We start from the raw sequence: 14978 nt of genomic DNA on the forward strand, positions 1-14978 counted from the left end.
AATGGCAGAATTTACCCCTATATATTTGAAAGACTATCAGGCATCGGCATATCAGATCCCTAACGTCGAATTAATCATTGAATTAGATGATGAACGCACTATTGTGCGCAATACGATGCACATTAAACGCGCGGCAGGCGAATCACAGCCTTTAGTCCTTAATGGCCACCAGATGACGTTGCTTTCGGTCTATATCGATGACGTAGCACTGTCAACCGAACAATACAGGGTTGACGATGAGACGCTGTGCATTGAACAGTGTCCCGAGCAATTTACGTTAAAGATTGAAACCGAGATCAACCCGAAAGCAAATACGGCCCTGGAAGGGATCTATAAATCCGGTGGCGCGTTTTGTTCTCAATGTGAGGCTGAGGGGTTTCGCAGAATTACCTATTTTCTTGATCGTCCCGACGTCATGTCAATATACAAGACGACGATCATCGCCGATAAAGGCCAGTATCCGTATTTATTGTCTAATGGCAACTGTGTTGAACGTAGCGATTTAGAAGATGGTAAACACCGGGTAACCTGGCACGATCCCTTTCATAAGCCCTGTTATCTGTTTGCTTTGGTTGCTGGCGATTTTGATTTACTCGAAGATGCGTTTACGACCAAATCTGGTCGTCAAGTGGATCTGCAACTATTTGTCGATAAAGGCAATTTGTTTAAAGCGCAATATGCAATGCAGGCATTAAAAGATTCTATGGCCTGGGATGAGAACGTTTTTGACCTTGAATATGATCTTGATATCTACATGATTGTCGCAGTCGATTTTTTCAATATGGGGGCGATGGAAAATAAAGGCTTAAACGTCTTTAACTCTAAGTTTGTTCTTGCCGATGAACGCAGCGCCACCGACGAAGATTTTTTTAACGTTCAGGCGGTAATCGGACACGAGTATTTCCACAACTGGACCGGTAATCGTGTTACCTGTAGAGATTGGTTCCAGTTAAGCCTTAAAGAAGGGTTAACGGTGTTTCGAGATCAGCAATTTAGTGCTGATATGCATCAACGAGATGTGACTCGAATCAATAATGTCCGGGTACTTCGTTCGCATCAGTTTGCCGAAGACGCAGGACCTATGGCGCACCCAATCCGGCCTGAAAAAGTAGTGGAAATGAACAACTTTTATACCCTGACGGTTTATGAAAAGGGCTCGGAAGTTATCCGGATGTTGCACACCTTGCTGGGCGAAGAAGGGTTCCAGCGGGGGATGAAAGAATATATCAGCCGTCATGACGGCCAGGCAGTAACCTGTGATGATTTTGTCAATGCGATGGCTGACGCGAATCAGCGAGACTTAAGTCAGTTTGCGTTGTGGTATTCCCAGGTAGGGACACCAGAGGTCCGGGGTACGTCAAACTATGACCCGCAGTCAAAGTCACTAACCTTGCAACTGCAACAATCTCCGGCAGCAGGGCAACAACACCCGCCTTTATTGATACCTATTGGTTTTGAATTATTGGATCCAAAAACTGGCGTCACGCTCAACCAAGGAGTGCTGTCACTCTGTGAAACATCGCAAGCCTTTGAGTTTGAACATATTGACGTCAATCCCGTTGTCGCCTTGCTTACCGGTTTTTCTGCGCCGGTGAAGTTAGATTATAAGCAAAGTAATGAAGAATTGCTGACGGTTATGGTGTCGGCTAACGATGGATTCTCCCGTTGGGAAGCGAGTCAAAATCTGTTTAGACAATGTATTGCCAATTACTATCAGGATCTTTCTTATACGCTTCCTGCGGCATTGAGTCAGGCCTTTGCAAGTATCCTTGATGCGGATGTTGAACCCGCATTTAAAGCATTGCAAGTTAGCTTACCTGGCTTTGCTGAAATGACCGAGTTTTTACAAAACGTCGAGCCGCAAACGTTGCTGTCAGCGCTTGACCGATTTCAGCAAGATTTATTGGACGCTCAGGCGGACAAACTTAAAGCTGTCTATGAGCAGTGTTCACAACAGCTATTAACTGAATCGGAGCAAGCAACAGGCTTGCGAGCGCTGAAAAATGCCTGCCTGCATTTTTTGGCCGCGGATCCAGACTTTGATGCAAACGTTGTCGAGCAGTTTACTCAAGCCCCAAATATGACCGAACAAATCGCCGCCTTGGGTGTCGCAGCACAATATCACTTACCATGCTTTGAACGTCTCAGTACAGACTTTGCCTCGCAATGGCAAGCGGACACGTTGGTAATGGACAAGTGGTTTGCCATTCAGGCAAAAGTGCAGGATGGTGCCATATTTGAACGTTTACAATCGTTATTAGCTCACCCGAAATTTTCTTTAGAAAACCCTAATCGGGTTAGGGCGCTGGTAGGTAGTTTTGCCGGACAAAATCCAAAATACTTCCATGATCCCAGTGGTCAGGGCTATGAATGGCTAGCCACGCAAATCGAAGCGCTGGATAAAATCAATCCGCAGGTTGCGTCACGATTAATAACAGCTCTAATTCAGGGGCAGGGGTTTTGTGAAGCCGTACAACTTAAATTGCGACAACAGTTAGTTCGGTTGCAGGGATTGGATAATATTAGCGCCGATATCGGTGAGAAAATCTCCGCAGCGCTTGCTAATTAAGCTACAAGGTAAAATAATTTCAAGTAATAATTTTTATTCTAGAGCTTCTACTTTAAACGTGGTCGGACCATTTGGCTTGGAAGTGGAATACTAAAATAAAACCAATAATATGCGCACGAATTACAATTGCGCTAAGTTTTAAACAGCTGTTTTAAACTGCGTCACGTTGGTGCGTGATAAAACAGTAATAATCATTGATATAGAGTCACGTAGTAATTTATTTTAACGGTTGCCTCGTTAAAAAAATGATGTAATCATTGTTTAACTGCTATACGTAGAAAGAAGAATAAAATTACTCGCGTATTTATTTGGGGAGAAAACATGAAGCAAAATGCTCTGGTTAAGTTTTGCAAGAGTCCTGTGGCTAAAGGTATTGCCGCCGGACTGTTATCTTTAACTGTCACACAAGCACACGCTGTTAATTTTGACCTGGGAGATTTTGAAATCAGTTTTGATTCAACGTTTTCTTACGGTGAAAGCTGGCGCACAGAAAATCGTAACTGGGATGACCATATTGGTAAGTCCAACAATCTGAATAATAATTTGGATTGGCAAAATAACAGTTATCCACCGGAACAAATCTGGGCGTTGCCAGGTTCATATTCCACAAACGGCGATATGGGTAACCTTAACTTTGATGCCGGCGAAGCGTTTTCCCGGGTATTCAAAGGTAGCCACGAGCTAGATGTTCGCTACGGCGACTTCGGTTTCTTCGCACGTGGCCTGTATTTTTACGATTTCGAATTAATGGACGGTTCTCGTCCTTTTACCAACGTTCTCGATGATAGCACCTTTGATCCTTGCGATGATAAAGACGCAAAGGAAGAGGTATGTGCCGATGTACGTTTGCTTGATGCTTTCTTTTATGCCGACTTTGACATTGGTGATACGCCAGTTAGTGTTCGCGTCGGTCAACAGGTTATCAGTTGGGGTGAATCTACCCTGATTTCTCACGGTATTAGCGAAATCAACCCAGTTGATATCGCCCGTCTTCGTGCCCCAGGTGCCGAGCTAAAAGAAGCGTTTATTCCGTTTGGTGCGGTTTGGGCATCTTTTGGTGTCACTGAAAACTTTAATGTCGAAGCCTATTATCAATACGAATGGGAAAACTCAATTCTTCCAGCACCTGGAAGTTATTTCTCAACTAATGATTTCGCCGGTTCAGGCGGTTATGCCAACAACATTCAATTAGGTTTCGGCTCTGCACCGGATATGAACCTGGATACCTTATACGGTATGTTGCAACAGGCCGGTGAATTAGCACGGCAAGGCGATGGTGCCAGCGCAGGTAATATGCTTGTTGGTCTAAGTCGATCGGTTACTTTACGTGCTACTGGCGAGGGGCAGGCAAAAACCAATGAAGAAGGTCATTATATTAATTCAGATGGCTCTTTAAACGGTAGTGTATTGCCAGAAGATGGTGGTCAATACGGTTTACGTTTGTCTTATTTCTTCCCGCAGCTTAATGATATGGAATTGAGCCTGTACTACATGAATTACCATTCTCGTCGTCCGGTTATTTCCGGTGTGACGGCTGATTATACCCAATTAGCTCAGGATGTTATGACGGTTGCGAACCCTGACTTCGCAATATCAGATGTCACTAAGATCAATGCGTTTTCCAAAGCGCAGTTGTTTTACCCGGAAGATATCAACCTTTATGGCTTGAGCTTTAATACGACCGTTGGTATTACGTCTGTTGCCGGTGAAATTAGTTACCGTCAAGATGAACCTCTGCAAATTGATGATGTCGAATTATTGTTCACTGCTGTTCCGCAGCAACTGGCAAATGCAGGCCTGGCACCATTTTTAGATGGTATCTCGCAAATGAAGAAAGCAGACGGTAGCGAGTTCCAGCAAGGCGATACTGCACAGGGTTGGGTAGAATCCGATACCTTGCAGGCCCAGGTTACCTTAACGCATTTGTTTGGCCCGACATTTGGTGCTAGCCAGCTTACGGGTCTGATTGAGGTCGGCGGTATTAATATTATGGATATGCCAGACGAAGATGTTTTGCGTTTGAACGGTCCTAATACCAGTCGCTCAGGAACATCTACGGAAGATAATCCGTATATCGGCCCACTATTTGGCGGTACCGAAACCAATATGTTCCCAACGGAGTTTGCCTGGGGTTACCGAGTCGTCGGTAAACTGGATTATAACGATGTATTTGCCGGTGTGAACGTTTCACCGCGCGTGGTATTTTCCCATGACGTCAAAGGGGTTACCCCAGATCCATTGTTCTTGTTCGTTGAAGACAGAAAATCGGTTGCTATGACGGTTGCTTTTGATTACCAAAGCCGTTGGTCTGCCGACATTAGCTATAATGCATTCTTCGGTGGCGCTGGTACGATAAACCAGGTTGAAGATCGTGACTTCGTGTCGTTTAACGTCAAGTATTCAATTTAAAGGTCAATAACATGAAAAAAATTGCATTTATTTCTATGGCTGTGACTCTGGCGTTAACGTCGGCTGGCGCAGCAGCTAAAGTAGGCGAAGCGGATGCGAAGAAGCTTGGCACTGAACTTACCCCATTAGGCGCTGTAAAAGCAGGTAATGCGGACGGTTCTATCCCTGAATGGACGGGTGGTATTACTCAACCACCTGCCGGCTACAGTGTTGGCGACCATCATCCGGACCCTTTCCCGGAAGATAAAATTAAGTATACGATTACCGCCAGCAACTACAGCGACTATGCGGATGTATTGACACCAGGTCAGCAAAAGCTATTTCAGACTTATCCTGAAACATTCAAAATGAATGTGTATCAGACCCGTCGTAGCGCCTCATATCCTCAGCATGTTTATGATGAAACGTTAAAAAATGCGACTCGTTCCGAGTTGATCCAGGACGGCAATGGTATTTCCAAAGCGGCGGTCGGCATTCCATTCCCAATCCCGGCTAATGGTCTTGAGGTGATTTGGAATCACACGCTTCGATATCGTGGCGAACAGGTGAGTCGTGAAGGTGGTCAGGCAGCGCCAACCGCACGTGGCGATTACACCTATCTGGGATTTGATGAATCACTTATCTTACCTTACGGTATGAAAGGAGCATCCTATGAAGAATTGGAAAAAACCAATATTCTGTTTAAGTTTAAACAGAAAGTAACGTCTCCTGCACGCCTTGCTGGTACGGCTTTACTGGTTCACGAAACCATGGATCAAATCAAAACACCTCGTCAGGCCTGGACATACAATACAGGTCAACGACGCGTTCGTCGTGCACCTAACGTTGCTTATGATGCACCGGGTACAGCGTCTGATGGTTTACGTACAACCGATGATTTTGATATGTTCAACGGTGCACCTGATCGTTACAACTGGACATTGGTGGGTAAACAGGAATTGCTAATTCCATACAATGACTACAAATTGCATTCGGATGCTGTGAAATACAAAGACATCCTGCAACCCGGTCATATCAACCCTGAACTTGTGCGTTATGAAAAGCACCGTGTATGGGTTGTGGAAGCAAACCTTAAATCTGGCACCAGCCATATCTATAAGAAACGTACATTCTTTATTGATGAAGATTCCTGGCAGGTTTCTGTCGTAGATATCTACGATAATCGTAATGAGTTGTATCGAGTTGGAATGGCTCATGCAATCAACTATTACGAGTTACCAGCGCAATGGTCTACACTAGAAGTGTTCCATGACGTTCAATCTCGCCGCTACATTGCGATGGGGCTGGATAATGAACATAAAATGTATGACTTCCAAACACCATTACGGGAGAAAGACTTTACAGCGTCAGCACTTAGACGTGAAGGTCGCCGCTAACCGTTCTTTTCGACGTAAACAACGGTTGGCTTAGGCCAACCGTTTTCATTTTTACCCATTGGAAACTGCATGTTGCGAACTATACTAATCTTGTTTTCTATGTTGGCGTATTCTGCACTGAGTGCAGCGCAAGCGAACTCATTAAACCAATCCGAATCCTCTCAATTTTCTCAAATTTTACCTTTGGCGAGTCAGTCCTTAATGCTCGATGTGAGCAAAGTCAGTGAGCAAAAATTAATAGCTGTTGGCGAACGTGGACATATTTTGACCTCCACAGACGGCACTAACTGGCAACAAAAAACTGTGCCGACGATTTCCACGTTAACGCGCGTATTCTTTTTAAATGAAGATCTGGGTTGGGCCGTCGGTCATGATTCCGTCATTTTAAAAACAGAAGATGGTGGTGAAAGTTGGGCCGTACAAATGTACGAGCCGGATTTGGAACGTCCATTGTTTGATGTGTTATTCACCAGTCCGAAACAAGGTGTTGCTGTCGGAGCTTATGGACGATTTTTAAGAACTCAGGATGGCGGAGCTACCTGGACAGAAGAATTTCACGATGAGTTATTGATTGAAGACGATCAGTTATATCTGCAAGAGCTCAAAGAAGAAGACGAAGAACTTTATCTCGACGAGATCCGCAGTATTTTGCCGCACTTTAATCGGATCAAGGTCGTCGGTGAACAATGGTATCTGATTGGTGAGCTGGGTTTTATGGCCAAGAGCGACAATCGGGGTCGACACTGGCAGCTTCTCGATGAGATCTATCAGGGTTCTTTCTTTGATATCAATGTCACATCACAACAACGCCTGATCGTTGCCGGGCTACGCGGTAACTTATTTACCTCCGAAGATATGGGGGAGGATTGGCAGCAAATACCGCTGAATACTAAAGCCTTATTAAATGCGGTTATTTTGGCTCCGAATGATACAGTTTATGTGCTGGCAAACTCTGGGGTGATGTTAACAAGTAAGGACCAGGGCAAGACCTTTAATAAGTCCACTCAGCCAGACGGCAAGGCAATTATTGCAGGGGTCTGGTTTAACGATCAATTAATACTGGCTACGGAAGTCGGACTTAAAGCAGTACAGGGTCAATAATTATAATGAGCAGATTATTTAATAAATTAGAAAGAAATATCTTTCGCTTCCGATTCCTGGTGATCGGTTTATTTTTGGCGATCACATCGTATTTATTTGTGTTCGCTACCCAGATCCGTCTGGATGCCTCATTTGAAAAGAATATTCCGCTACAACACGAGTACATGCAGACTTACCTCAAACATCAGAAAAATTTTGGTGGGGCCAATAATGTACTTATTTCGGTTTGTAACAATGAAGGGGATATCTTTACCACGGATTTTTTCACAACGTTACGTGGTGTTCATGACCAATTGTTTTTTATTCCAGGCGTCGACCGCATACAGGTAAACTCGTTATTTTCGCCTTCTACTCGCTTTGTCGAGGTGGTTGAAGACGGATTTGCCGGTGGTCCGGTGATTCCTGCTAATTTCAGTGGTAGTGAAGAAGATTTACAAACCGTAAAGGCAAATATTGAAAAGGCAGGCATTGTCGGCAGTATTGTTGCCGATGATTACACCTGTTCGATGGTTAAAACCTCTTTGCTGGAAATGGATCCGCAAACCGGTGAAAAGCTTGATACCTTAAAGCTGGCCAAACAACTGGAAGAAGAAATTCGTACCGTTTATGAAAAAGATGGTATCAGTATTCATATTATCGGGTTTTCGAAAATGGTCGGTGATATCGCCGATGGCGCCAAAGGGGTGGTCACCTTTTTTGCGATAGCGATAGCGATCACTGCGGTGATGGTTTATCTGTTCTGTCGTTCTTTCACGTTAACCATCTTACCTATCGCCACTTCCCTGATTGCTGTGGTCTGGCAAATGGGCGTGTTGTCCTGGTTAGGCTTTGGCCTGGATCCAATGTCAATACTGGTGCCGTTTCTGGTTTTCGCCATAGGCGTAAGTCATGGTGTGCAGATGATCAACTCGGTGTCGCGGGAAGTTGCCAGAGGCAACAATCCTAAACAAGCCGCACAGTTGAGTTTTCGTCGATTGTTGGTCCCAGGGGGTATTGCCCTGTTATCCGATACCGTCGGCTTTTTGACGCTATTGGCAATCGATATCGGTATTATTCGAGAATTGGCCATTGCCGCCTCATTAGGTGTCGCTCTTATCATCTTTACTAATCTCTTTTTGCTACCTGTCCTTGTGTCGTTTGTGCGTTTCGATCAGGAAGAGCAAAAGCAAATTGTTGAAGGCGCCGAACATAAGTTGATGGCACGATTGCTTTGGAAAAAAGCAGAAATCGTAACGTCGCAGAAACCGGCAGCGATTATTATTGCTATTGCTGCATTGTTGTTCTTCTGGGGCCAATACCAGGGACAGAAGCTAAAAATTGGTGAGCTACATGCTGGTGCTCCATCATTGCATGAAGACTCCCGTTATAATCAGGACACGTTCTTGATTACCGACAAATATGCCATCAGCGTCGATTATATGTCGATTGTGGTTGAGACCTATGAAGATTCCTGTATTTATCACGAGGTTCTTGATGTGGTCGATACGATGCAATGGCGAATGGAAAATATTCCAGGTGTTCAATCTGCTGTATCTTTGGCAAGCATCGCGAAAATGGTGAACTCTGGCTACAACGAAGGTAATCAGAAGTGGAAAGTATTATCCAGAAACCAACAGTCTCTGGTGCAGTCCATCGCCCGTGTTCCTACCACAAGTGGCTTACTAAACCGTGATTGCTCAGCAATGCCAATCATTTTATTCCTCGAAGATCACAAAGCTGAAACGATCGATAGAGTGGTTGCTGCGGTAAAAGAATATCGCCAGGAGTTAGGCACTGACAAAATTCAGTTTAAATTGGCATCTGGCCCTGTGGGTGTGATGGCGGCGACCAATGAAGCGGTCGCGGAAGCACAAACGCCGATGATGCTTTATGTCTACGGCGCGGTGATTTTACTGTGTTTGATTTCGTTCCGCTCGATTAAGGCAACCATCGCGGTGATCGTGCCACTGTATGTGGTTTCGACGCTAGCTCAGGCATTAATGACCTTCCTGGATATTGGACTGACGGTTTCAACCTTACCGGTTATTGCCCTCGGGGTTGGCATAGGTGTTGACTATGGTATTTATATATTATCGACGATGAGTCAGCGCATAAGAGCGGGAGACAATGTCCCACAAGCGTATCTGGCGGCACTGAAAGAACGTGGTTCAGCGGTACTGATCACTGGTTTAACACTCGCTATCGGTGTCTCAACCTGGTTTTTCTCAGCGCTTAAGTTCCAGGTAGATATGGGGATCATGTTAACCTTTATGTTCCTGGTGAACATGTTAGCTGCCATTATTCTTTTACCGGCAATTTCGGCCTATCTGTGGCGAGATGAGTTAAAAAAGTAAAATAACGCTAACTGATTAAAATGCATAAATAATCAAGAAAATGGCCTAAGGGCCATTTTCTATTTATAGCGGGTGAATAATTCCCTGATTTGCTCTTAAGACCCTATCTAAATTGGTATTTTTACTCTAAAAAAGTACTCGCAATCCCTTATTTTTCCTAATAGAATTCGCGCAATAGACTATTCTAAATAAAAAAATAAGAAGAAAATTGACACTTAGACTGAAAGTTTCAGTCGTCAATTTCATTCGCCAACCAGAGGGTACTTAAGCATGGCGTCATTAGATAATAAATCTTCTGTGCTTTTTAAAAATGTGTCAGCATTAATTCATGACAAGGTTCCATCCCATACTGCCCCGTTGCTTGATAAATTTACGAGCCTGTTATACGCCAATATTTCAAAAGAAGATTTAGCGGCCCGTAACGAAAGCGACGTTTATGGCGCAACATTAAGTCTTTGGAAAGCCTTAAATGCGCAGGTCGATGACAAGGCGTTTATTCGGGTATTAAATCCACAGGTTTCCCAACATGGCTGGAAATCAAGCCATACGGTTATTGAAGTGATCATCAAGGATATGCCGTTTCTGGTAGATTCCACCCGCATCGCTTTGAATCGCCTGAACATGTTTCCGCACCTGATCCTGAATTGCCCGATGAATATTGTTCGTGACGATAAAGGGCAGGTGATTGACCTTGATGCCAATGCTAACAAACTTGAAAACAGCATTACCGAAACGGTGTTTTTTATTGAAATTGATCGGTTAACCGAGCAGGCACAAATTGATGAGCTTACCCAGGAATTGCATTCGGTGTTTCAGGATGTATCCGTAACGGTTGACGACTGGCTGCCGATGAAAGATCGCTTTGATGCCTGCATTAAAGAAATGGCGGAGTCAAAATCCATCGTAAGCGCTCAGGATTATCGGGAATCGAAAGCGTTATTGTCATGGCTTGCCAATGATAACTTCACGTTTATGGGATATCGGGCCTACGACATTCATCGGGTCAAGGGCAACGTTTCAATCGAAGGGGATTTAAAGTCTTCCTTAGGATTATTGCGAAAATCTAAGTCCAGTAAACCCATGTTGCTGTCGGATTTAAGCGAAAGTGCTCGCGAAGTCGCGGTTGGTACCAATTTACTTATTTTAACGAAAACTAATTCTCGTTCTCGCGTACACCGTCCGGCTCACCTTGATTATATCGGTATCAAAAAATTTGATAAAGAAGGTAAAATCATCCGCGAAGAGCGATTTCTTGGCTTGTTTGGCTCGGCATTTTACAATGATAGTGCCTTAAACCTGCCGTTAATCGGTGATAAGGTGAAGCGCGTCTGCGATAAATCGGGTTATGGCCCAAGCTCTCATGCCTACAAAACTCTGATCAATATTCTCGAAACCTATCCTCGTGATGAGATTTTACAATCCAGTGAAGACGAATTGCTGCAGACAGTGCGTGGTGTATTGCAAATGCAGGAACGGGATCTGACTGGCTTATTTGTGCGTCGCGATGCCTTTAACCGATTTTATTCCTGTATGGTCTACGTACCTCGGGATCGATATAACACCAAGTTAAGGGTCGAAACCCAACAAATATTAAAACAAGCCTTAGGCAGTGATGAAGAAGTAGAGTTTACGACGTTTTTCTCCGAGTCGGTGCAGGCGCGTACCCATTACATAGTCAGAGTTAAAAACACAAAAGCGGATATTGATGTGAAGGAAATAGAGCGTAATTTGAACGCCGCAGCGCGCGGTTGGGATGACAAACTGGCCAATGCCCTGAATTTAAATAAGGGTGAAGCCAAAGGCAAAATGTTACGCCGCAAATATGCCGATTTTCCGCAGTCATACAAAGACGAAGTTTTGCCGGGTACGGCCATTGTTGATATCGACAAATTAGAAAAAGTGACGGTAGATAATCCACTTGAGATGCTATTTTATCAGCCTTTAGAAGAAAAGGCGGATAGTCGCTATGTCAAACTCAAGCTATTTCATAAAGGTGAACCTCTGCATCTGTCAGATGTGCTACCAATGTTGGAGAACTTTGGCTTACGAGTGATTGGTGAAAGCCCCTATTCTGTGAAGAACACGGATGGTGAAATGTGCTGGATCCTCGATTTTTCGATGCTGTTAACGTCAGAAAAAACGTTCGATCTCGAGCAGGTTCAGAATTTGTTTCAGGATGCGTTTGCCAAAGTCTGGCATGGTGAGCTGGAAGATGATGGCTTTAACCGTTTGATCCTTGGTGCCGGTATGGCGGGTCGTGAAGTCTCTATTCTCAGAGCCCTGGCCAAATACCAGCAACAAATTGGTTCCACATTTAGTCAAAGTTATATTGAAGATGCGTTTTCCCGCTATCCAAGCTTTGCTGAATTACTCATTAAGTTATTTGAGCTGAAATTCACGCCCACGGATAAATCCAAACAGCGTGCCATGGATAAAGTTCTTTCGACGATTGAATCTTCTTTAGATAATGTTGCCAGCCTTGATGATGACCGTATCATTCGCCGCTATGTCGAAATCATTAATGCCACGGTGCGTACCAACTATTTTCAGCCGGACAGCGCCGGCAATTGCAAGCCATATATCTCATTTAAGCTCCTGCCAGAGCTGATCCCGGAGATGCCAAAGCCATTACCGAAATTTGAGATTTTTGTTTATTCTCCGGACGTTGAAGGTGTCCATCTGCGAGGTGGTAAAGTTGCCCGTGGTGGTCTGCGCTGGTCCGATCGTCGAGAAGACTTCCGGACCGAAGTACTGGGTCTGGTAAAAGCGCAACAGGTGAAAAACACCGTAATCGTGCCGGTGGGCGCCAAAGGTGGTTTTTATTGTAAACGCCTGCCTGTTGGTGGTACCAGAGCGGAAATTTTTGAGGCCGGTAAACAATGTTACCGTACCTTCATTCGAGGCTTACTGGATATCACGGATAACATCGTTGCCGGTGAAATCGTACACCCAGAAGATGTCGTTCGTCATGATGAAGATGATACCTATTTAGTCGTCGCCGCCGACAAAGGAACAGCAACGTTTTCAGATATTGCCAATGCCATTTCAGCGGATTACAACTTTTGGTTAGGGGATGCATTCGCCTCCGGTGGTAGTGTCGGTTATGATCATAAACAAATGGGCATTACCGCAAAAGGCGCTTGGGAGTCGGTAAAACGTCATTTCCGTGAGATTGGCATCGATTGTCAGAGTAGCGATTTTACCTGTCTTGCGGTCGGCGATATGGCCGGTGACGTATTTGGTAATGGTATGTTGTTATCCAAACATACCTGTCTGCAGGTTGCGTTTAACCATATGCATATCTTTATCGACCCGACACCCGATGTGAAAAGCAGCTATGTCGAACGCCAACGCTTGTTTGATTTGCCGGGTTCGAGTTGGGACGATTACAATCGCGACCTTATTTCTGAAGGCGGTGGTATTTTCTCGCGGGCGGCAAAATCCATCAAATTGACGCCGCAAATGAAGAAGTTGCTTGGCACCAAAAAAGCATCTTTGGCACCTAATGAATTGATCCAGACGGCCTTAAAAATGGAAGTTGACCTTTTCTGGAATGGCGGGATTGGCACATACATTAAAGGCAGTGATGAAAGCCATCTTGAAGTCGGTGACCGCGCCAATGATGTTCTGCGTGTAAACGGTAATGAAGTACGGGCTCGTATTATCGGAGAAGGTGGTAATCTAGGCTGTACTCAACTTGGCCGTATTGAATATACCGCCAATGGCGGCCGCATGAATACTGACTTTGTAGATAACGTTGGTGGTGTCGATTGTTCGGATAATGAAGTAAATATCAAAATTTTATTAAATGGATTGGTCACTAATGGTGATTTAACGCTGAAACAGCGCAACCAACTGTTATATGACATGACCGATGATGTTGAAGATATTGTCTTGGAAGACTGTTATCGTCAAACCAATTCGATTTCGATATCCGAATCTCGAGGTGGCAGCAAATTAAAAGAGCACCAGCGTTTTATTCAATATCTTGAGCGGGAAGACAAGCTTGATCGGGCTTTGGAATTTATGCCTTCAGACGAAGAAATCAACGAACGTCTTGCCCGCGGAAGAGGCCTGACCCGACCGGAGCTTTCGGTGATGGTAGCCTATGGAAAAATGGTGCTGAAAGAGCAATTAGTGCACCCACAAATCACCAATGATCCCTATCTTGGGCAATTACTGACGAACGCGTTTCCGAAACAATTGCAATCCCGTTATGCCGAGCAAATGCAGAATCATCCGCTTAAAGCTGAAATTATTGCGACCCAATTGGCTAACTTGTTGTGTAATTTTATGGGCGCAAATTTTGTTTACCGGATGCAGGAAGAGACAGGCTCAGGGGTTGAAGAAGTGGCAAGATGTTTTGCTATGGCCAGTGCCGTGTTTGAAATGGAAGCGACCTGGGAACGTATTGAAGCGTTGGACAATAAGGTTTCGGCAAAAGTACAAAGCGAAATGTTATTTGAATTGCGTCGTACGATACGCCGCGCAACCCGCTGGTTCTTGCGTCATCGTAATAAAACGCTGAGCATTGAACAGGCATTGGACTTCTATCAACCAACGTTCAAGGTATTAAGTGATAAGCTTGATGACTTATTGGTCGATAAGGAAGCCCGACAGTTAAACGACCTGCAGTCGAAACTGTTAAAAGAGCATGTCCCTGAAGATCTGGCGAAACGTATCTCGCAATTGAGTACATTATTCTCAACCATGGATATTGCTCAGGTAGCCTGTCAGGATGCCAGAGATATTGAACTGGTCGCACAATTGTATTTTTCAATTGGTGTACGTTTAGACTTGCACTGGTTCTTAGAGCAAATAACCAAACAACCGGTGAACAACCACTGGCAAGCGCTTGCCCGAGCATCCTTTAGGGAAGAACTTGACTGGCAGCAACGCTCATTGACATCTGTTGTGTTAAGAATGAACCCAGAGATGGCGGATATTGAGCCTATGATAGACATTTGGGAGCAACGTTCAGAACAACCACTTGAGCGCTGGCACCAGATCCTGGCCGATTTTCGAACCAGTAAGGTACATGAATTTGCCAAGTTCTCGGTAGGATTGCGTGAATTGATGTTACTTGCGCATCATTGCGACCCGAATTTATAACCGAACTGCAAGACTTTTTGCGACGGCCAAAAGGTTGCAATACGGGCGCAAATACTTGTGCCCATTGGTTTTAGTGTT

General features: G+C 44.6%; 6 protein-coding genes. All 6 read left to right on the plus strand.

Features of this window, described 5'->3' with window-relative positions; all coding sequences use genetic code 11:
* Nucleotide 1: 1 nt before the first annotated feature.
* The 6 genes from pepN (at nt 2) to ACHUFQ_RS04075 (ending at nt 14900) form a co-directional block, all read left to right on the plus strand.
* The gene (gene pepN, locus ACHUFQ_RS04050) at nt 2-2569 is read left to right on the plus strand and encodes an aminopeptidase N (RefSeq protein ID WP_394173223.1); all 2568 of its coding nucleotides are present in this window, start codon (nt 2-4) and stop codon (nt 2567-2569) included.
* A gap of 321 nt (nt 2570-2890) precedes the next feature.
* Complete coding sequence (locus ACHUFQ_RS04055; protein ID WP_394173225.1) at nt 2891-4978, plus strand: DUF1302 domain-containing protein; 2088 nt, start codon at nt 2891-2893, stop codon at nt 4976-4978.
* A gap of 11 nt (nt 4979-4989) precedes the next feature.
* Nucleotides 4990-6354 carry a DUF1329 domain-containing protein gene (locus ACHUFQ_RS04060; RefSeq protein WP_394173227.1) on the plus strand — a complete coding sequence of 455 codons (1365 nt, stop codon included), beginning with the start codon at nt 4990-4992 and terminating at the stop codon, nt 6352-6354.
* A 69-nt stretch (nt 6355-6423) separates the two neighbouring features.
* On the plus strand, nt 6424-7455 hold the full coding sequence (locus ACHUFQ_RS04065) for a WD40/YVTN/BNR-like repeat-containing protein (RefSeq protein ID WP_394173229.1): 1032 nt from the start codon (nt 6424-6426) through the stop codon (nt 7453-7455).
* Between the two features lie 5 nt (nt 7456-7460).
* Nucleotides 7461-9788 (plus strand): efflux RND transporter permease subunit, encoded by a 2328-nt coding sequence (locus ACHUFQ_RS04070; RefSeq protein ID WP_394173231.1) that lies wholly within the window; start codon nt 7461-7463, stop codon nt 9786-9788.
* Nucleotides 9789-10058: 270 nt separating this feature from the next.
* Nucleotides 10059-14900, plus strand: coding sequence for an NAD-glutamate dehydrogenase (locus tag ACHUFQ_RS04075; protein WP_394173233.1), 4842 nt, complete (start codon nt 10059-10061; stop codon nt 14898-14900).
* Nucleotides 14901-14978 lie beyond the last annotated feature (78 nt).

It is taken from the genome of Thalassotalea litorea, assembly GCF_043642205.1.
In the GTDB taxonomy this organism is placed as follows: Bacteria; Pseudomonadota; Gammaproteobacteria; order Enterobacterales; family Alteromonadaceae; genus Thalassotalea_A; species Thalassotalea_A litorea.